The sequence below is a fragment of the Streptomyces sp. NPDC046712 genome, from assembly GCF_040645695.1.
Lineage (GTDB): Bacteria > Actinomycetota > Actinomycetes > Streptomycetales > Streptomycetaceae > Streptomyces.
Genome location: NZ_JBEYYW010000001.1, coordinates 52,280 through 70,761, shown reverse-complemented (window position 1 = coordinate 70,761; position 18,482 = coordinate 52,280). Strand labels below are relative to the sequence as shown.

15 protein-coding genes are annotated in these 18,482 nt (G+C 71.9%); 5 read left to right on the top strand and 10 right to left on the bottom strand.

Annotated elements, in window-relative coordinates:
- Positions 1-43: 43 nt before the first annotated feature.
- Together ABZ939_RS00320 and ABZ939_RS00315 are read left to right on the top strand one after the other, a co-directional pair.
- Positions 44-1,084: an ABC transporter permease gene (locus tag ABZ939_RS00320; RefSeq protein WP_361846908.1), complete on the top strand. Its 1,041-nt coding sequence runs from the start codon at positions 44-46 to the stop codon at positions 1,082-1,084.
- Positions 1,085-1,165: 81 nt separating this feature from the next.
- Positions 1,166-2,107: a GNAT family N-acetyltransferase gene (locus tag ABZ939_RS00315; protein ID WP_361846905.1), complete on the top strand. Its 942-nt coding sequence runs from the start codon at positions 1,166-1,168 to the stop codon at positions 2,105-2,107.
- Positions 2,108-2,255: 148 nt separating this feature from the next.
- On the opposite strand, the gene ABZ939_RS00310 is transcribed toward ABZ939_RS00315, so the two are convergent.
- The 6 genes from ABZ939_RS00310 to ABZ939_RS00285 all read right to left on the bottom strand — a co-directional run bounded on the left by ABZ939_RS00310 (position 2,256) and on the right by ABZ939_RS00285 (position 9,946).
- A complete protein-coding gene (locus ABZ939_RS00310; RefSeq protein ID WP_361846902.1) occupies positions 2,256-2,954 on the bottom strand; it encodes a hypothetical protein in 699 nt (232 codons plus the stop codon).
- A gap of 117 nt (positions 2,955-3,071) precedes the next feature.
- Entirely contained in the window at positions 3,072-3,962 is an 891-nt protein-coding gene (locus ABZ939_RS00305) for a S1 family peptidase (protein ID WP_361846899.1), read from the bottom strand.
- Between the two features lie 193 nt (positions 3,963-4,155).
- Positions 4,156-4,989, bottom strand: coding sequence for a S1 family peptidase (locus ABZ939_RS00300; protein WP_361847910.1), 834 nt, complete (start codon positions 4,987-4,989; stop codon positions 4,156-4,158).
- Between the two features lie 218 nt (positions 4,990-5,207).
- Positions 5,208-6,008 carry a DUF1684 domain-containing protein gene (locus ABZ939_RS00295; protein WP_361846896.1) on the bottom strand — a complete coding sequence of 267 codons (801 nt, stop codon included), beginning with the start codon at positions 6,006-6,008 and terminating at the stop codon, positions 5,208-5,210.
- 226 nt (positions 6,009-6,234) lie between these two features.
- The gene (locus ABZ939_RS00290) at positions 6,235-8,121 is read right to left on the bottom strand and encodes an FAD/NAD(P)-binding protein (protein ID WP_361846893.1); all 1,887 of its coding nucleotides are present in this window, start codon (positions 8,119-8,121) and stop codon (positions 6,235-6,237) included.
- Positions 8,122-8,674: 553 nt separating this feature from the next.
- Complete coding sequence (locus ABZ939_RS00285; RefSeq protein WP_361846890.1) at positions 8,675-9,946, bottom strand: DUF5685 family protein; 1,272 nt, start codon at positions 9,944-9,946, stop codon at positions 8,675-8,677.
- Positions 9,947-10,267: 321 nt separating this feature from the next.
- Here ABZ939_RS00285 and ABZ939_RS00280 point away from each other — a divergent pair, with 321 nt between their 5' ends.
- Complete coding sequence (locus ABZ939_RS00280) at positions 10,268-10,702, top strand: cell division protein SepF (RefSeq protein WP_361846887.1); 435 nt, start codon at positions 10,268-10,270, stop codon at positions 10,700-10,702.
- Positions 10,703-10,782: 80 nt separating this feature from the next.
- On the opposite strand, the gene ABZ939_RS00275 is transcribed toward ABZ939_RS00280, so the two are convergent.
- Positions 10,783-12,474, bottom strand: coding sequence for an MFS transporter (locus ABZ939_RS00275; protein WP_361846884.1), 1,692 nt, complete (start codon positions 12,472-12,474; stop codon positions 10,783-10,785).
- A 406-nt stretch (positions 12,475-12,880) separates the two neighbouring features.
- On the opposite strand from ABZ939_RS00275, the gene ABZ939_RS00270 reads away from it, so the two are divergent.
- Positions 12,881-13,894, top strand: coding sequence for a phosphatase PAP2 family protein (locus ABZ939_RS00270; RefSeq protein WP_361846881.1), 1,014 nt, complete (start codon positions 12,881-12,883; stop codon positions 13,892-13,894).
- Between the two features lie 78 nt (positions 13,895-13,972).
- Here ABZ939_RS00270 and ABZ939_RS00265 read toward each other — a convergent pair whose 3' ends face one another.
- Positions 13,973-14,176: an I78 family peptidase inhibitor gene (locus ABZ939_RS00265; protein WP_361846878.1), complete on the bottom strand. Its 204-nt coding sequence runs from the start codon at positions 14,174-14,176 to the stop codon at positions 13,973-13,975.
- Between the two features lie 332 nt (positions 14,177-14,508).
- On the opposite strand from ABZ939_RS00265, the gene ctaD reads away from it, so the two are divergent.
- Positions 14,509-16,212 carry a cytochrome c oxidase subunit I gene (gene ctaD, locus ABZ939_RS00260; RefSeq protein WP_361847907.1) on the top strand — a complete coding sequence of 568 codons (1,704 nt, stop codon included), beginning with the start codon at positions 14,509-14,511 and terminating at the stop codon, positions 16,210-16,212.
- Here ctaD and ABZ939_RS00255 read toward each other — a convergent pair.
- Both ABZ939_RS00255 and ABZ939_RS00250 read right to left on the bottom strand, forming a co-directional pair.
- A complete protein-coding gene (locus tag ABZ939_RS00255; RefSeq protein WP_361846875.1) occupies positions 16,169-17,137 on the bottom strand; it encodes a YafY family protein in 969 nt (322 codons plus the stop codon). The genes ctaD and ABZ939_RS00255 overlap by 44 nt on opposite strands.
- Before the next feature lie 51 nt (positions 17,138-17,188).
- Positions 17,189-18,463 carry a glycosyltransferase family 4 protein gene (locus ABZ939_RS00250; protein WP_361846872.1) on the bottom strand — a complete coding sequence of 425 codons (1,275 nt, stop codon included), beginning with the start codon at positions 18,461-18,463 and terminating at the stop codon, positions 17,189-17,191.
- Between the last annotated feature and the right edge of the window lie 19 nt (positions 18,464-18,482).

Here is an 18,482-nt window from a genome sequence, read left to right as displayed (position 1 = left end):
ATCCCACCTGCGCAAACACCCCCGGCCCCGGAGCGTGGGGGGCATGAGCCTCGCCGCCGAACTGAAGAGTGCCGTCACCCCGCGAGCCGCCCTGCTCGTCGTCGGCGTCTTCGCCCTCCAGCTGCTGTTCATCACCTCGTACGTCGGGGCCCTGCACGACCCGACGCCGAAGGACGTGCCCTTCGGCGTGGTCGCACCGCAGCAGGTCTCCGCCCAGCTCGTCGGACAGCTGGAGAGACTCCCCGGCGAGCCGCTCGACCCACGGACGGTGACGGACGAGGCCGAGGCCCGGAAGCAGATCCTGAACCGGGACATCGACGGCGCGCTGGTGGTGAACCCGGCCGGGACCACCGACACCCTGCTCGTCGCCTCCGGCGGCGGCACCGTGCTCTCCTCCGCCCTGGACACGCTCTTCACCAGGGTCGAGGGCGCCAACCAGCGCACGCTCAGGACCGTCGACGTGGCACCCGCCTCGCCCCAGGACTTCGACGGCCTCTCGGCGTTCTACCTCGTCGTCGGCTGGTGCGTCGGCGGCTACATCTGCGCCGCGATCCTCGCGATCAGCGCGGGCTCGAGGCCCGCCAACCGCGAGCGCGCGATCATCCGGCTCGGGGTGCTCGCGATCTACGCGATCCTCGGCGGCCTCGGCGGCGCGGTCATCGTCGGCCCGATCCTCGGCGCCCTGCCGGGCAGCGTCGCGGCCCTGTGGGGTCTGGGCGCGCTCGTCGTCTTCGCGGTCGGCGCGGCGACCCTGGCCCTGCAGTCGCTCTTCGGCATCGTCGGCATCGGCCTGGCGATCCTGCTGATCGTGGTCGCGGGCAACCCGAGCGCCGGTGGCGCCTTCCCGCTGCCGATGCTGCCTCCGTTCTGGAAGGCGATCGGCCCGGCCCTGCCCCCCGGCGCCGGCACCTGGGCGGCGCGCTCGATCGCGTACTTCAAGGGCAACGACCTCACCGGCTCCCTGCTGGTGCTCTCCGCCTGGGCGGTCGTCGGCAGTGCGATCACGCTGGTGATGTCCTCGCTGAAGCGCAAGCCGGAGCCGGAGCCGATCGCCGAGGAGGTCGGCGCGGCGACGACGCGGTGAGCAAAAGCCCTGGCCCCCCGGCCGACGGGCCGTTAGGTTCGCGAGGCAGATCCGATCGCCCCCGAACCGACAAGGCTCTCCGTGACATTCGTCCGCCCCGCCCGTCCCGACGAACTCCCCGCCCTGGTGGAACACCCCGGCGACACCGAGCGCAACGCCGCCACCCGCGCGTACCTCACCCAGCTCCTCGACAGCGCCTGCACCCGGCCCGAGTGGTGCCTGGTCGCCGAGGACGGCGACGGGCGGCTCACCGGCAGCGTCGTGCTGTGGACCATACCGGGGCACGAGGTCCCGCTCGCCGTGGTGCTGTTCGAGGCCCCGGCGGACTCGCCGGAGACCGGCACCGCACTGCTCGAGGCGGCGGCCGCCAAGGCCGCGGAGCTGGGCGCGACCGATCTGGAGCATGTCGTCGACTCCCCCGCCCAGGCGCCGCAGTTCCAGCGGGACCCGGAGCGCCGGGGCGAACTGCTGCGGACGGCCGGATTCGAAGTGGTCCGCGACGGGCGGCGGTTCAGCCTCCAGAACCCCGGTGGAACCGGTGACCTGCCCGCCGACGATCCGCGGCTGACCTTCCGCTCGCTCGCCGAGCTCGGCCCCGACCCCTTCGTCACCGTCCTCGCGGAGCTGCTCGCGGACACCGCGGACGCCCGGCTCGCGGCCGACGTACGGCGGCACGGGGCGCGGCGCGCGGCCGAGCTGCTCTTCGAGGAGACGGCCGAGCTGAAGCACGAGCCCGAGTGGTGGGAGCTCGGTCACGACGCGGACGGCACCGTCGCCGTGATCAGCCTGCCGGCCGAGAACCCCAGCGTTCCGGTGATCGGTTTCGTCGGTGTCGCGCCGGCCCACCGCGGCAAGGGGTACGCCACCTCGGTCGTGATCCGGGGCACCCGCGTCCTGGCCGCCGCCGGTGCCACGGAGATCCGCGGGGACTGCGACGCGGCCAACGTGGCGATGGCCAGGGCCTTCGAGCGGGCCGGATACGTGAACTTCGCCGACCGTCTGGAGTACGCCCGCACCCTCTGAGACGGGCCTGCGGGAGGTGCCCCGGCCGTACGCCGCGAGGCCATGGGAAGCATGTGCGCACCGACGACGGCCGCCTGCTGCCGGCCGAGGAATGGGGAACCCCTCGGGAACCCCCGTACTGCTTCCGCACGGGGGACCGGCTGCGGGCTCAGGAGGACGGCGGTTTGTAGCCGCTCGACCGCGCCCCCTCGAGACAGTTCATGATCCGCTCATGGCTGTCGCCCACCGTGTCCACGACCCGCACCCGGATGTAGAACGCGTCGACCTCGGCGACGAAGCGCCGGGAGAACGCCCCAACCGTCAGGGTGTCGTAACTTCCCGTGCCCACCAGCGGGAAGCGGCCGAAGGAGACGATCTGGAAGTCCTCGCCGACGGTCAGTCCGGCCGTGGTCAGCACGTCCACCGCCCCGGCGACATCGGTCCACGAGGCGGGGACGGACTCCCCGGGAAGGACGACCCCGCACTCGTACCGCTCGATCACGGCGGTGTGCTGCCCTCCGTTCAGCAGCCCGACCAGCCACCCGTCCGTGCCGCTCCGCAGATGCCCGCTCGCCCAGTCGGCCCGGAGGCCGAGGTAGGGCCGTACGGTACGGGCGTACTGCGCCCGCCCCAGAACCGCGGCCGCGGCGACCGCGAGCAGGCTGCCCAGCGGCTCCATGTCCAGCAGCTGCAGCCGCCAGGGCCAGTCGGTCCTGGCCTCCTCCGTCATGTTGGCGCGGACGATCTCCCAGCCGAGGACGGTGGTGAGGAGCACGAGCAGCACGATCGGCGCCGTGTAGAGCAGCGGACTGCGCCGGACACGGCGCTGGACGCGTGAGGCGTGTACCGCTCCGGGCCGTAAGGTCACGTGCTCTCCCCCACCACGAGTCCATGCGTCGGGTCCCCCGGCCTCGACACGGCCGGGGGACCCGAACTGCGATCGGATCATCGTGCTACGGAGGCGCCGCCTCCGGCTAGTGCACGCCTAGTACACGCTGACCCCGTACGCGCTCAGCGCCTCGGTGACCGGCTGGAAGAAGGTCGTACCGCCCGAGGAGCAGTTGCCGCTGCCGCCGGAGGTGAGGCCGATGGCACGGCTGCCCGAGTAGAGCGGGCCGCCGGAGTCGCCGGGCTCGGCACACACGTTGGTGCGGATCATGCCGTACACGATGTCGCCGCCGCCGTAGTTGACCGTGGCGTTGAGGCCGGTCACGGAGCCGCTGTGGGTGCCCGTGGTGGAGCCGCGACGCGTCACGGACATGCCTACGGTGGCGTTGGCGGCGCTGGTGATGTCGACGCCGCCGACCGTGCCGGACTTGGTGACGGAGCTGTTGGTGTACCGGACGATGCCGTAGTCGTTGGTCGGGAAGCTGGATCCCGCCGTGGAGCCGAGCACGGTGGTCCGGCCGGAGTTGGAGTACCAGGTGCCCGCGCCGTCGGTGCAGTGCCCGGCGGTCAGGAAGTAGTAGGCGCCCGCGCTGTCACGGACGTTGAAGCCGAGGGAGCAGCGCCAGCTGGTGGCGTAGATCGCGTCACCGCCGGAGATCAGCTTGTTGAACTTCCCGGGGGTGCGCTCGACGCGGATCGCGCCGGCGTTGGCACCCGCCTGACGCTTGATCTTGGCGATCTCCGCCTGCGAGACGGTGGAGTCGGCGGTCACGACCAGGGTGTTGGTGGCCTGGTCGACGTGCCAGGCGGTGCCGGCCACGTCGGCGGCGAGCACTGCGTCGCCCGCGGCGGCGAGCTGCGACGCGCCGAAGGTCTGCGCCGTGTCGGCGTTGGCGGCGGGGACGGCCACCGCTGCCGCGGCCGCGAGGCCGGTGGCGACGGCGAGCAGCCGGATGGTTCTCGTGGGGGTGGTGCGCTTGATCCTCACTTCGCGTTCCTCCAGAGGGGAATCGGGGACCCGGACGTGGGGTGTCGGGCCCGTGAGGCGCGGCCTGGGGCCGGCGCTGTGGGGGAGTCTCGGGCCGCCCGGGGCGGCGCCGCAAGGGCGCCTTTCGGCCGTACGACGCTCAACTACCGGGCGGTCCAAGGGATTTGGCGCGCGATCAGCAGAGGTCAGCGGCTCAGTAGAGGCTGACCCTGTACTTGGCGAGGGCCTCGGGGACCGGCTGGTAGAAGGTCGTGCCACCCGTGGAGCAGTTGCCGCTGCCGCCGGAGGTGAGGCCGAGGGCCTTGGTCCCGTCGTAGAGCGCACCGCCGGAGTCGCCGGGCTCGGCGCAGACATTGGTCTGGATCATGCCCCGCACGGTGCCGCCGCCGGAGTAGTGGACCGTGGCGTTCAGGCCGGTGACGGTGCCGCTGCGGGTGCCGGTGGTGGAGCCGGAGCGCTTGACGGACTCGCCGACGTAGGCGTCGGCGGCGGTGAAGCCGCCGGGGTGGGCGAGGGAGGTGTTGTCGTAGCGGACCAGCGCGTAGTCGTTGCCGGGGAAGCTGGACCCGGTGGTGGCGCCGATCAGCGTGGACTGGGCCGAGTTGGCGTACCAGGTCTTGACCACGTTGCCGCAGTGGCCGGCGGTGAGGAAGTAGTACGTGCTGCCGCTGCGCACGTTGAAGCCGAGCGAACAGCGGTAGCCGCTGCCGTAGATGGCGTCGCCCGCCCCGAGCAGCGGCTTGAAGACGCCGGGGGTGCGCTCGACGGTGAGCGCACCGGCGTCGGCGCCCGCGGTCTTCCGGATCGTGGCGATCTCGGCGTCGGAGACGGTGGCGTCGGCGGTGACGACGACCCGGCCGGCGGCCCGGTCGACGTACCAGGCGGTGCCTCCGACGTCGGCCTTGAGCACGGCGGCGTCGGCGCGGGCGAGCTGGGCCGCTCCCGCGGGCCCGGGGACGGGGGCCGCGTGCGCGCCGGGCAGGGCGAGGGCGGTGGCGGCGGCCAGGCCGGCCGCGACGGCGAGCATGCGGGTGCGCTTGATCCTCACTGGTCTCACGTGTCTCCTCATGGGAAAGCGGAGGGGCCCGTGGATGGCGGGCCCGTGAGGCGCGCGTCAGGATGATGTGTCCCTGACATGCACCGCCTGCGATAGTGGCGCCCTTCGGTTCGGCGCACAAGGGCGCGCACAGCGAAGGGCGTCCGCGACCGTGCGGCCGCGGACGCCCTGCCCCGGGAAACGTCAGATCAGCCCTCGACCAGCCGCCGCTCGCCGGCCGGCACCGCGGTGTCGAGGGTGTTTCCCGGCGGGGGGAACGGGCAGATGAAGTGGTCCACGAAGGCGCACGGCGGCAGCAGCGCGCGGTTGAAGTCGACCGTCACCGAGCCGTCCGCCGCCGGGGCCGCGGGGCGCAGGAAGCGGAACCGGTAGCTGTCCCGGCCACTGGTGGCGTCCGCGAAGACCGCCCACAGCGTGCCGTCGTCCTCCACGGCGACCTGGAGGGTGTGCTCGGCGCCATGCAGCTCGAAGGAGAGCTCACCGGCGAGCCCCAGCCCGCGCTCCTTCCCGTCCGCGTTCCGCACCCGGACGCTGCGGGACTCCTCGTACGCCCGGAACGTGCCGGGCACCACCCAGCGCTCGTCGTACGGCGTCGCCTCGATGCCCCGGAAGGTGCGGCGCGCCCGCGACTCGGGGTCGAAGTCCCGCACCGCCCACAGCCCTTCGCGGCGCAGCACGACAAGACGGCGCCCGGCGGACTCGACCCGGGACTCGTGGATCGGCGCGTGGTCCGCCGTGAGCCGGACGCTGCCGATCAGGGGCTTACCGTCGACGGTGATCGCGTCCTCGGCGTCCGCCGTCAGGACCACCTCGTCGCCGTCCTCGCGCCACCGCCCGGGAACGGCCGGAATTCGACCCTCCGGGTAGTCGGAGAGCCAGTACGTACCGGTGAGGGAGAGCGGACCGTACGACGAGGAGACCGCCGCCGTGCGCTGCTCGTGCCAGTGCTGCCAGTCCTGCTGGGCGCCCTGCTGGGGATCCGTGCTCATGGTGTTCCACCTTTCCACAGGGCGTCAGCTCTTGGTGCGGGGCAGGCCGGGCGGGTTGATCTCCGACGTCGGTGCTGGCGCGGCCTGTTTCGTGGTGTCGACGGGCGGATCGCTGGTCAGGGTCATGGCGGTTCCTTGGGAAGGGGTACGGAGACGGGGGCGCCGGCCGGGCGACGCCTTTGAGTCCTCGGGCGCTCAGGGCTCGAGCCCTCGGGCGCGCAAAGGCTCAGGCGCTCGGGCCCACCGGGACTCGGGCGCTCAGCGGGGCGCGACAGGACAGGTCGCGCAGGAACGCGAGGACGGTCCGCGCGGTCGCGTCGTTCTGCCGGAAGGCGACACCACCGGTGCGCGGGCGGGTGAAAGCGGCGCCGGCCCGGGCGGTGGTGTGCGGGCCAAGCGCGAAGCGGCGCGGGTGCGGCCGGCCGCCGCGCTCCAGGATCCGCCCGTCGACGGGGTCGACGGCGAGCAACCCCGCCGCAGTGGCCTGGGCGCCGTCCTCGTGGAGGGCGCGGAGCAGCGGGCTGCCGGTGTGCTCCAGGGTGGGGTCGGGAAGCCGGGCCTCGACCAGGGCGCGGGCCTCGGTCCACTCCCCCGGCACGCTGACGGAGTGGGCCCGGAAGACCCCGCGCTCCTCGTCGGCCTCCACGGTCGTGCCGGCGCCGAGAAAGCGGACGATCCCCGCGCGGGAGAGCGCGAGCATCTGGCGGAGCCGGGGGCCGGGCGGTCCGGAGGCGAGGAAGCTGAAGAAGCCGTGCCACCAGTGGCGCGGATCGCCGGTGTCGCCGAGCCGGACGAGCTGCCCGTAGACCGAGAGCAGCGCGGTGAAGACCGCCAGGTCCGGGCTGTGTTCCGGGTCGTGGCGCCGGGCCAGGTCGTCGGCGATGTGGCGGCGCACCCCGTCCTGGAGTGCGTCGGACGAGTCGAAGCGCACCCCGTCCAGGGGGTGGTCGAGGGCGTCCGGGTCGAACCGGTCGGCGGGGTCGGGCACGGCGGAGGCGACGAGGGCGTCCAGCTCCGCGCCGCCGGGCGGGGCGGCCGCGTACTTCTCCTCGAAGGCGCTCCACGCGGCGGTGGTCCGCTCGGGGTGCGCGGTGAAGAGCCGGTGGTAGTGGGCCCAGCCGAGCTCCTTGTCGAGGAGGGGCCACACGTCGCGGCGGAAGTCGAGCGGCCCGGGCCGCTTCAGCAGCTCGTCGACCTGGGCCGGACCGAAGAAGCGGGGCAGCGGTGGCCGTTCGCCCTCCAGCGTGTACCCGATCTTGGAGTGGTACGGCACCCCGCGCCGGGACCCGACGTACAGGACCGGCTCGCGGCCCGAGGGCACGTACGTCTCGCCCTCGTACCGCCCGCCGCGCCCCTCGGTGAGCAGCACCATCAGATCGACGAAGGCGAGGCCGAAGCCGCGCACGAGCACCGGTTCGCCGGCGGGCAGGGCGGACAGGTCGGTGTCGGCGGTGAAGTCGGGTGGGAGGTGGAGCAGCCCATGGCGTTTCGCGAAGTCGGCCAGCTCCCGCTGCTCCGCGTCGGGTTCGGCGTCGAGATGGCCGAGGGTGAGCACGACGAGGTCGGCGAGGAGCGGTACGGCGCGTCCCTCCAGCCAGACCCGCTGACGGCCTTCGCGCGGCCCGCTCACCCGGACCGCGCGGGTGCGGTGCTCGCGGACGACGACCGACGCGGGCAGCGCGGCTCGGGCTCCCTCGTACACCCAGCGCAGATAGGCACCCTGCTGGGGGCGGCTGGGGAAGGTACGGCCGTCCAGTCCGGCCCACTCGGCGAACGTCGGTCCCGGCCGCACCGGGCCCTCGATGTCCACCGTCTCGTCGGTGAACATGGTGACGTCCTCGGCCTGCGAGTTCATCCAGAGCAGCGGTGACTGCTCGGTGCGCCAGATGCGTCCGCCGCCGGCCGGATGCGGGTCGACGAGATGGATGTCCAGGGGCCGGTCCCCGTACAGCTCCGGCAGATTGGCGGCGAGCCGCTCCAGGAAGCCGGTCCCCCGCGGCCCGGCGCCCACGATGACGACGGACGTGTTCCGGCCGGTGCGGCGCGCGGGGACGGCAGGGAGGGGTGCGGCCGACGGGGCCGTGGAGGGGGTCTTGGTGAGGGTCGCGGACATGCGAAGGCTCCGTGGATTCCAGAGACGGATCGAACACGGGGGTGCGCCTTCACGCGCGGCGAGCACGGATCCGAGCCCCTCAGCTCGATCCGCCCCTTGAGGCTACGGCGACGGAGCGCCCATCTGTCAAGGCTGTCCGAACTATGAGCCTTACGTCTCACCGTGGTTGACGGACAAACGGATGCCTGTTCCACTTGGGCCATGCATTCGCGGCAGTGGCTGGTCACGCGCTCCCACATCGACTTCGGTCGCGTGTGGTCCTCTTCCTGTTGAGCCGACCTCCTGCGTCCTGCCCGCCCGCACTGTCGTGCGCGGCGCCTTCACACCTGCGGTTCTGAGCTCAACTCCCCTCGCTCTGCCCTGCTTTCCTTCCTTTTCGAAGGACACGCATGACCTTCACGCCCAGCCGTGGATCCGCGGTGTCCGTGCGCCGGACCACGGTCGACGACCCTTTGGCGCGTCCGCTCCTCGACGAGCCGGCGCACGAGTACCTCACCCGCCACTGCTCCGCCGAAGACCTCGAACGGTTCGGGAGCGGGGCGGGCGGTGGGGCTCAGCAGCCGCAGTCGCACCCGCAGTCGCAGCCGTCGCAGCAACCCCCGTCGCCTCCCTCGCCACCCCCGCAGCCGCTGCAGCAGTTGCTGCAGCAGTCACAGCAGTCGCAGCAGTTGCCGATGTCGTTGCAGAGCCCCTCACGGCGCTCGCGGCTCCAGGGATCCTCGTGTCCGCAGCACAGCTGGCACGTACAGGCCAGGCCCATCCAGACCGCGCAACCGGCTATCAGGCCGCGGCGCCGGTTCGGCGGCTCGGGCGGCAGCGGGCCTCCCGGCCCGCCGGGGCCGCCAGGGCCCGGGGCGTACGGATTGCCCGGCACGGGACCGGGGGCGTACGGCCCGGGCTGGTACGGGCCCGGCTGGTACGGCCCGGGCTGGTGCGCTCCCCCGGGAGCACCCACCCCGTGCGCACAGCTCGTCGTGCCGAACGCCCGGTCCACCGAGACGCGCAGCTCGTGTGCGAGCAGCACGTGTGCCAGCTTTCCGTTCTCGAACTGCGCGTCCCGCAGCGCCAGCCGGATCCCGTGCAGCGCGTCGTCCGCGAGCCGGCGCGCCTCCTCCATCGAGGTCCCCGTCGCGGTGAGCGGGTTCCACGCACCCGACGCGGCATCGGCCTCCCGGTCCTCCACGGCGTCCAGCAGATGCGCGAGCCGCCCGAAGAGCCGGCCCGCCTCGGCCAGCGGCTCCACGTTCTCGGGCCGGCCGGCCAGGAGGGCGGTGTGGGCGAAGGCCGCCGCCGTCGCCGTCTCGGTCGGTTCGGTCACCACGAGGAGCGGTGTGCCGGGCCCGGCGAGCGCCTCGATCCCGGTCTGCCGGTCGACGGCGTCCACCAGGACCGCCGTGTCGAAGCCGAGCTCGCGTCCGGTCCGCGCACCCGCCCGGTCCCAGGACCTGGCGACCCGGCGGGCCGCCGCGGCGACCGGCCTGCGGGCCAACAGCCCGTCCCGGTCCACCACGTGGTCCCGTACCTTCGCCGAGGCGAGGACCAGGGAGACCGCGGCGGCGAGGCGGGCGCCCTCGCCCTGGGCGACCGGCGCGCTCTTCATCTGGCGCAGCGGGCAGGGTCCTGCGGTGCGCCGTCCGCCGGGCACCGTGCCGGTCTGAGCCTCCGTCAGAACGGAGACGATCAAGCCGTCATAGTTGGTGACCACCCGGGCGAACTGCCCGTGGTCGGCCCGAAGTGCCAGGCAGAGGCCGCAGAGATGGGCCATCCACTCGGCCTTGAGACCATCCGTGAGCCGGTGCGTGCAGGGCCTGACGATTCCGAACAAGAGACTCCCCCGTGAGTCGCGCGCACGTGCGGCAGCGCTGTGCCAGGCATCGTATCGAGCCCGCCCGTTCACCCGGACGCTCCGGCCGTCACCCTTCTGGCCCGACTTTCATATTTTAAGTTGCACACCCCCTGCGGAACCTCCGTCAGGCCCCGTATACCGCAAGATTCCTGACGAATCGCCAGAAAACAGCCCTCACGTTCTGCACCAGTACCGTCACGAAACCCGCGCGCGCCGACTATCCACTTGGCGCGCGATCCGCATCATGGACGACGATAGGGATTGCGGAACCACAAGTGACCGCGCTGAAAGGAGGCGTCCATGGGATCGGTGCGCAAGGCGAGTGCCTGGCTGGGACTCGTCGAGGACAACGACGAGCGTTACTACGACGACGAGTACGCCGAGGGTGCCGAGAGCGGCGACGCCTGGGTGACGGACCCCCGGGTCCGGGTGGCGTCCGACACGGCGCAGGAGCAGGGCCGCCGGATCGCGACCGTCTCCCCGGACGGATTCCGGGACGCCCGGGGCATCGGCGAGCTCTTCCGGGACGGCGTCCCGGTCATCGTGAACCTCACGGCCATGGAGCCCTCCGACGCCAAGCGCGTGGTGGACTTCGCCGCCGGTCTCGCCTTCGGTCTTCGTGGCTCGATCGAGCGTGTGGCGACGCGGGTCTTCCTCCTGACCCCCGCCGACACGCAGATCATCAGTGGAGACCCCGCGGGCCGCGCGCAGGACGGTTTCTTCAACCAGAGCTGAGCAGGGGGCTCCCAGCGGCAGCGCTGGGGGAGCTTGCCGGCCGCCACCGGTGAGCGCTTCGCCCACCTGCGGCGCATGGCTCAGTGCGCCGTGCGTCCGGAACCGGCCGGCTCGATCGGCTCACGGGTGGCGGGCACCCGCAGCTCCTCGCGGGCCGGGGCCACCAGGTCCTCCGGGGCCACGAGGTCCTGCCGGTCGTCCAGGTCCTGCCGGTCCGCCAGGTCCTCAGGATCCACCGTGCACTCCATCACCCGCGGCAGCCGCAGCGCCATCAGCGCGCCGAGGAGCAGCAGGCCCGCGCTGACGAACAGCGTCACATGCAGTCCGTCCACGAAGGCGTGCCGGGCCGCGTGGTACAGCGCCGTGCCGGCCGCGCCGCCGAGCTGGTCGGCCACCTGGTACGCCTCCCCCAGCGAGTTCGTGGCGGCCCGGCCGGCGGCGTCCGGGACACCGGGGACGGCGGAGAGCCCGGGGGCGTACGCCGCGTTCATCACGCTGCCGAGCAGCGCGATGCCCATGCCCGCGCCGAGCTGGTACGAGGTCTCGCCGATGGCCGCCGCGCCGCCCGCGCTCTCCGGCGGGGCCTCGCTGAGCATGGACTCGTAGGCGGAGAACAGCGTCGTCTGCAGCCCGAAGCCGAGCAGCACGAAGCCGCAGGTCAGCAGGAGCGGCCGGTCGTGCTGACCCATGAGGACCAGGAGCAGCACGGCGGCGGCGGTGAGCACGAAGCCCCAGCCGACCATCCGGCGCGGGCCGATCCGGCGCAGCGTGTACGAGCCGGTGGCGCCGGCCGCCATGGCGGCGAAGGTGAGCGGCAGCAGCCGGAGGCCGGTCTCCAGCGGGCTGAGCCCGAGGACCAGCTGCAGATACTGGACGGCGATCAGCTCCAGGCCGACCAGGGCCAGCATGGCGAGCACGATGCAGCCGACGGAGGTGGTGAACGCGGCCCGGGAGAAGAGCCGCATGTCGATCAGCGGGTGGGCCCGCCGCTTCTGCCGCCGTACGAAGAGGATCAGCAGCGCCGCCCCGATGAGCAGCGGTCCGGCGGTCGGGTACGTGAAGAGGTCCTCGCCGGCCCCGATCCGCTTCACTCCGAGGACCACCCCCAGCACTCCGGCCGCGGCCATCAGCGCGCCGAGCACGTCCCAGGGGCCGTCGGCCCGCCCCTTGGACTCGGGGAGCAGCCAGCGGCCGAGCGGCAGGATCAGCGCCATCAGCGGGATGTTGATCAGGAAGACCGAGCCCCACCAGTAGTGCTCGACCAGGAAGCCGCCGAGCACGGGCCCGGTGGCGGCGCCGACGGCGGCGACGGCCGTCCAGATGCCGATGGCGGTGGCCCGCTCGCGCCGGTCGGGGAAGACCGCCCGGAGGATCGAGAGGGTGGCCGGCATGATCATCGCGCCGCCGACCCCGAGCAGGGCGCGGGCGGCGATCAGGACCTCGGGGGCGGTGGCGAGGGCGGCGACCGCGGAGGCGATGCCGAACAGCGCGTAACCGAGGAGCAGCACCCGCCGCCGTCCGACCCGGTCACCGAGCGTGCCGAAGAGGATCAGCAGCGAGGCGCAGATCAGTGGATAGGCGTCGACGATCCACAGCAGCGCGGTGGAGCTGGGACGCAGGTCCTCGGTGAGAGAGGGGACGGCGACATGGAGCACGGTCGCGTCCAGCGCGACCAGCAGCAGGCTGATACAGAGGACGACGAGGACGACCCAGCGGTTGGCTCCGCCGCCGGCGGCGCGGAGCCGTGCTCCGGCCGTGATCGTCCGCTGCATGTACGTACCTCCCAATGGATCCCTCGCGCTCGGCGGGCGCCGGCCGGGGCGCGGGGCCTCGGGGCGGCCCGGCATCGACGGGCGAGTGAGCCGTCAGCGTACGCGAGTTCACGGCCCGAGCGCGTGGTGCAGCTCTCACCCCGGCGGGCCGTGGAGTGTGGCGTACGCCACTCCACCGACGCCGCGCGTCGCATGGAATTCCATACGCACAAGCGTTTGAAGTATTTCCGTGGCGTACAAACAGACTTCCGGAAAGTCACCCGCCGGCAATAGGGCAGAAGGTCATCGGATTCTCAGACGTACGCCATGAATAAACACCCGACTGAGACCTACTCCACATCACATCGTCATCACGAAGACACCGGAACGACCAAGGTCGCTACTCACTCCCTGTAACGTCGATTGGGTGCGAACCGACATCTTTGCCCGGCTGGACCGGGAGCCGGAACCGCCGAAGATAGAGGTCCCGGGGATGACCCGCACGCGTCTCGCCCTCTTCGGCGGGACGCTGGCGTTCTATCTCGCCATCGTCGTGGCCGTGCTCCTGTCGACCTGGCTGGTGACCCTCGACTGGAAGATCATGCTCTTCCGGCCGTACCAGCAGTGGCCGGAGATCCACGGCTTCCTCGACTACTACGTCGTCCTCGGCCAGCGCGGTCCGACCGCGGTGATGGTGGCGGCCTGGCTGGGCTGGCGCTCCTGGCGCCAGCACACCCTGCGCCCCCTGCTGACCCTCGGCGCCGCGCTGCTTCTGCTGAACGTGACGGTCGGTGCGGTCAAGCTGGGACTCGGTCGTCTCGGTCCCCACTACGCGACGCAGATCGGCTCGGCCGAGCTCTTCGCGGGCGGCGATATATTTCCGTCCGGACACACCGCCAACGCGGTCGTGACCTGGGGCATCCTGGCCTATCTGGCGACCACGCCGCGGGCCCGGCGCTATCTGTCGGCCCTCTCGGCCGTGGTCGCGCTCGGCGTCGGCCTCACCACCGTCTACATCGGTACGCACTGGCTGAGCGATGTACTGCTCGGCTGGGCCGCGGGTCTCCTCATCCTGCTCGCCCTGCCGTGGTGCGAGTCGCCGATCGCCCGGGCCGAGGCGCTGATCCTGAGCCTGCGCGACCGCCTGCGCGAGCAGCTTCGGGCCCGCCGCCGGCTGGTGCCCTCGCTGCCCGTCGCGACCGGTGGACCGCGCCCCACGGTGTTCCCGCAGCGTCCGGCGGAGGCCGAGGAGCCGGTCCGGGAGATCGTCGGCGCACGGAGCGGGCGGTCCGCCGGGCGCGGCGAGGGCCGGCTGGCCCCGCCGCTCACCGCCCGCGCGCACAGCACGCACTCCGCCCACACCGTGCGCTCCGAGCGGACACCGGTCTCCCCGGCCGGCAGCCGCCGCCCGCCGCACTCGCGGCCGCTCACCGGCGGCTGAGCCCCCGTCACGACCGCATGAGGCAGGGCCCCGGCGCGTACGCCGGGGCCCTGCCTCGTACGGACCGGAGGAGTTCGGCTAACCGAGCCAGCATCGGGTGACGGTGCCCTCCGTCACCTCGAAGTTGATGCGCCCCTCCAGGTACTCCATGGTGATGATCGAGCCGGGCGGCAGGGATCGGACCACGCTCCAGCCGTGGTCCCGGGCGAGCCGTTCGGCCTGCTCCCGGTCGAGCCCCACATAGTCTTCCGGCGGTACGGGAGAGCTCTGCTTCGGTGTCATGCAACTCACGTTAGTCCCTTACCGGTCACGCTTGTGTCACAGCTTCTCGACATATGTTTGACACGAGCTCCGTCACCCGGGAGGGCAGTTTCCAGCCGAATATCCGGCAATTACACGCCCTCTCGAAGCATGCGCACAAGGCCCTCCGGAATTCCTTCCCGGCCGCCACCCAGGGGAATTGAGGGGACCGGACATGGCCATCCGGTATTCACGCTTTCCCCGCACGACGCACACACGTTCCGCCGACCGGACGAGCCCACCGGCCCGCCTCCCGTGCGGCCGTACCGGGGGCGCGCATCATGACCGGACGATCGGACCACCGGAAGGCAGGGATGGGCACCGAGACCGCGCACGCGGCTGTCGAATCAGCGCCGAAACGGCATGGACGGGTCCTGATCGACTGGCTCACCACCACGGACCACAAGAAGATCGGGCACCTCTACCTGGTCACGTCGTTCGTCTTCTTCCTGGCCGCCGGGGTCATGGCGATGCTGATGCGGGCCGAGCTGGCCCGCCCCGGGCAGCAGCTGATCGACAACCAGCAGTTCAACCAGGCGTTCACCCTGCACGGCACGATCATGCTGCTGCTCTTCGCGACGCCGACCTTCGCCGGCTTCGCCAACGAGCTGGTGCCGCTCCAGATCGGCTCCCCCGACGTCGCCTTCCCGCGGCTGAACATGTTCTCGTACTGGCTTTTCCTCTTCGGCGGCCTGATGGTGCTCGCCTCCCTCACCGTGCCGAGCGGGCCACCCGCCTTCGGCTGGACCGCCTACGCCCCGCTCAACAGCCTGGAGCGCATGCCAGGCATCGGCGCCGACCTGTGGATCATGGGGCTCGCGTTCTCCGGCTTCGGCACGATCCTCACCTCGGTGAACTTCCTGGCGACGATCATCGGGATGCGCGCGCCGGGCATGACCATGTTCCGGATGCCGATCTTCACCTGGAACATCCTCTTCACCACGGTCCTGGTGCTGATGGCCTTCCCCGTGCTCGCCGCCGCGCTGCTCGTCCTGGAGTCGGACCGGCGGTTCGGCTCGCTCGTCTTCCAGCCCGAGAACGGCGGGGCGCTGCTGTGGCAGCACCTCTTCTGGTTCTTCGGCCATCCCGAGGTCTACATCATCGCCCTGCCGTTCTTCGGCATCATCAGCGAGATCATCCCGGTCTTCGCCCGCAAGCCGATCTTCGGCTACGCGACACTGATCGCCGCCACCATGGCGATCACCGGGCTCTCGGTGGTGGTGTGGGCGCACCACATGTTCGTCACGGGTGCCGTGCTGCTGCCCTTCTTCTCCCTGCTGTCGTTCCTCATCGCCGTGCCGACCGGCGTGAAGTTCTTCAACTGGACGGGCACGATGCTCAAGGGTTCGCTCTCCTTCGAGACCCCGATGCTGTGGTCGGTCGGCTTCCTGGTGTCGTTCCTCTTCGGCGGGCTGACCGGCATCATCCTCGCCTCGCCGCCAATGGACTTCCAGGTCACCGACTCGTACTTCGTCGTGGCCCACTTCCACTACACGGTCTTCGGCACGGTCGTCTTCGCGATGTTCGCCGGGTTCTACTTCTGGTGGCCCAAGTTCACCGGCAAGCTGCTCGACGAGCGCCTGGGCAAGATCCACTTCTGGACCCTCTTCGTGGGCTTCCACCTCACGTTCCTGGTGCAGCACTGGCTCGGCGCGGAGGGCATGCCGCGGCGGTACGCCGACTATCTGGACGCCGACGGCTTCACCGCGCTGAACACCGTCTCGTCCATCGGCGCGTTCCTGCTCGGCATCTCCACGCTGCCGTTCCTCTACAACGTCTGGCAGACCACCCGGTACGGGGCGAAGGTCGACGTGGACGACCCGTGGGGGTACGGCCGCTCGCTGGAGTGGGCGACCTCCTGCCCGCCGCCCCGCCACAACTTCGACGCCGTTCCGCGGATCCGCTCCGAGTCCCCGGCGTTCGATCTCCACCACCCGGAGTTCGTGGCCTTCGAGCGGGACCGGCTCGAGCAGCTCAACGCGCCGAGCGATCCAGGGCGCGAGAAAGCCGGTCCCTGACCGTACGGATCCAGTCGTCCAGTTCGCGCGGCGCGACGACCTCGAACTCGAGGCCCAGCATCATCACGTGGACCACGAGGTACTCCAGGCTCCCCGCGCCCGTGCGCAGCAGGCAGGAGTCGTCCCCGTCCGCCTCGAGGACGCCGTCCATGGGCCCGATGATCCGTTCGGCCTCGGCGAGCGGGACATGCAGCCGGATCGTCGCCTCCGCCGCGTAGGCCGCTGTCGAGACGCCCTCCGAGACATAGGCGGCCAGGTCCTCGGCGGGCGGCTCGCGGGGCGGGAAGTGGGGGCCGTGCGGCGGCTTCGGGTCGATCCGGTCGGCCCGGAACGTACGCCAGTCGGCGCGGTCGAGGTCCCAGGCGACCAGGTACCAGCGGCGTTCGGTGCACACGAGGCGGTGGGGTTCGACGGTGCGGCGGGTGGCGGTGCCGGCGTGGTCGCGGTACTCGAAGCGGAGCCGCTCGCTGTCCCGGCAGGCGTTCGCGAGCTCGGTCAGGACGGCGGGGTCGATCTGCGCCTGCGGGGTTCGGAGCATCGGCACGGTGTAGGCGTTGAGCGTGCCGACCCGGCGCCGCAGCCGGGCCGGCAGCACCTGCTCCAGCTTGGCCAGGGCGCGTACCGACGTCTCGCCGATGCCCTCGATGCCCTGGCCGGCCGCCGTGCGCAGCCCGACCGCGACGGCGACGGCCTCCTCGTCGTCGAGCAGCAGCGGCGGCAGCTCGGCCCCGGCGCCGAGCTGGTACCCGCCACCGGTGCCGGGGCTGGCGTTGACGGGATAGCCGAGCTCGCGCAGCCGGTCGACGTCCCGCCGTACGGTCCGCGCAGTGACCCCGAGCCGCTCGGCGAGATCGGCCCCGGACCACTCGCGGTGGGCCTGCAGCAGCGAGAGCAGGCGCAGCAGTCGTGCGGAGGTCTCCAACATGGGTCCGAGTCTGCCAGCCGTCGAGGACAGGTACGGTCCTCGACGATCGCCTCAGCGGAACCGGCGGACGAGGACTCCGACCCGGCGCTTCAGCTCGTAGACGGCGTCGATCGCACCGCCGACGGCCCGGTGGACGGCGTCGCCGACACCGCCGTGGGTGCGGCGGCTCGCGCCCCGTGCGACGAGCTCGGTCCAGATCTCCTCGTGGCGGGCGGCGATGCGCACCGGGTCGAAGCGTTCTGACGCCATCAGCGCGGCGCGCGCGGTCTTGGCGCGCAGCTCGTCGTCCTCGATGAGTTCGAGCAGGGCCCGGGCGATCGCGGCCACGTCGTCGACGGGCACCAGCCGTCCGTCGACCCCGTCCTCGATGATCTCGCGGGGGCCGTGACAGTCGGTGGAGACGACCGGGAGGCCGCATCGCATCGCCTCGACGATGGTCATGCCGAAGGACTCGCGCAGCGAGGTGACCGCGGCGATCGAGCCCTTCGCCCACTCCGGCTCCATCGGGTTGGCCCAGCCCATGAGGAACACGTTCTCCTCGAGGCCGCGGTCCTTGATGCGCCGGGCGAGCGCGCCCTTCGTGTCGTCGACCGCGTCCCCGGTGCCGTAGATCCGCAGCTTCCAGTCCGGGCGCGCCGCGGCCACTTCGGCGAACGCGTCGATCAGTACGTCGTACCGCTTGACCCGGGTCAGCCGGCCCGCGGCGACGACGACCTTCGCGGCGGGGTCGGCGGGCGGCACGCTCGGCGCGGGCACGCTGTTGGGCACCGCGTCGATCCGTACGCCCGGGAGCCGCAGCCGGGACCGGTAGGCACGGGCGTCGGCCTCGGTGACCGTGGTGACGGCGTCCAGGAGCGCGTACTGGTGGCGGATCTCGCGGCGGAGCCGGAAGGTGTGTCCGGCCAGCACCAGATGCTCCTGGCCGACCAGGACCGGGCCGCGGCGGGCCTGCTCGGCGAGATGGACGTTGAGTCCGGGGCGGGTGGCGACCAGAACGTCGGCCTCGACGGCCGCCAGATGCTCGCCGATACGGGCGTCGGTGAGCGCGCTGTACTGCTTCCACCGGCCGTCGCCGCGCGGGAAGACCCGGGCGGGCCGGGCGAAGTCGGGGTGCTCGCCGTCGTAGCCGGGGCTGTCCTTCCGCAGGTCGACGAGGTGACGCAGGGTCACTCCGGCGGGGAGGCCCAGGATCGGCTCGTCGCGGTGCCGGAAGACGGAGACGATCTCCACCTCATGACGTTCCGCCAGGACCTGGGCCAGGGTGAACGTCGTCCGGATGGTTCCGCCGATGTGGTAGGCGTTGTGGAGCAGAAAGGAGATGCGCATCGGGCTGCCGGTTCCCCCC

Excerpts from the sequence above, each read along its gene's own strand:
- ABZ939_RS00255 (WP_361846875.1), bottom strand. The coding sequence starts at position 17,137 with ATGTTGGAGACCTCCGCACGACTGCTGCGCCTGCTCTCGCTGCTGCAG.
- ABZ939_RS00275 (WP_361846884.1), bottom strand. The coding sequence starts at position 12,474 with ATGCAGCGGACGATCACGGCCGGAGCACGGCTCCGCGCCGCCGGCGGC.
- ABZ939_RS00265 (WP_361846878.1), bottom strand. The coding sequence starts at position 14,176 with ATGACACCGAAGCAGAGCTCTCCCGTACCGCCGGAAGACTATGTGGGG.
- ABZ939_RS00290 (WP_361846893.1), bottom strand. The coding sequence starts at position 8,121 with ATGTCCGCGACCCTCACCAAGACCCCCTCCACGGCCCCGTCGGCCGCA.
- ABZ939_RS00250 (WP_361846872.1), bottom strand. The coding sequence starts at position 18,463 with ATGCGCATCTCCTTTCTGCTCCACAACGCCTACCACATCGGCGGAACC.
- ABZ939_RS00300 (WP_361847910.1), bottom strand. The coding sequence starts at position 4,989 with ATGCTCGCCGTCGCGGCCGGCCTGGCCGCCGCCACCGCCCTCGCCCTG.
- ABZ939_RS00280 (WP_361846887.1), top strand. The coding sequence starts at position 10,268 with ATGGGATCGGTGCGCAAGGCGAGTGCCTGGCTGGGACTCGTCGAGGAC.
- ctaD (WP_361847907.1), top strand. The coding sequence starts at position 14,509 with ATGGGCACCGAGACCGCGCACGCGGCTGTCGAATCAGCGCCGAAACGG.
- ABZ939_RS00295 (WP_361846896.1), bottom strand. The coding sequence starts at position 6,008 with ATGAGCACGGATCCCCAGCAGGGCGCCCAGCAGGACTGGCAGCACTGG.
- ABZ939_RS00320 (WP_361846908.1), top strand. The coding sequence starts at position 44 with ATGAGCCTCGCCGCCGAACTGAAGAGTGCCGTCACCCCGCGAGCCGCC.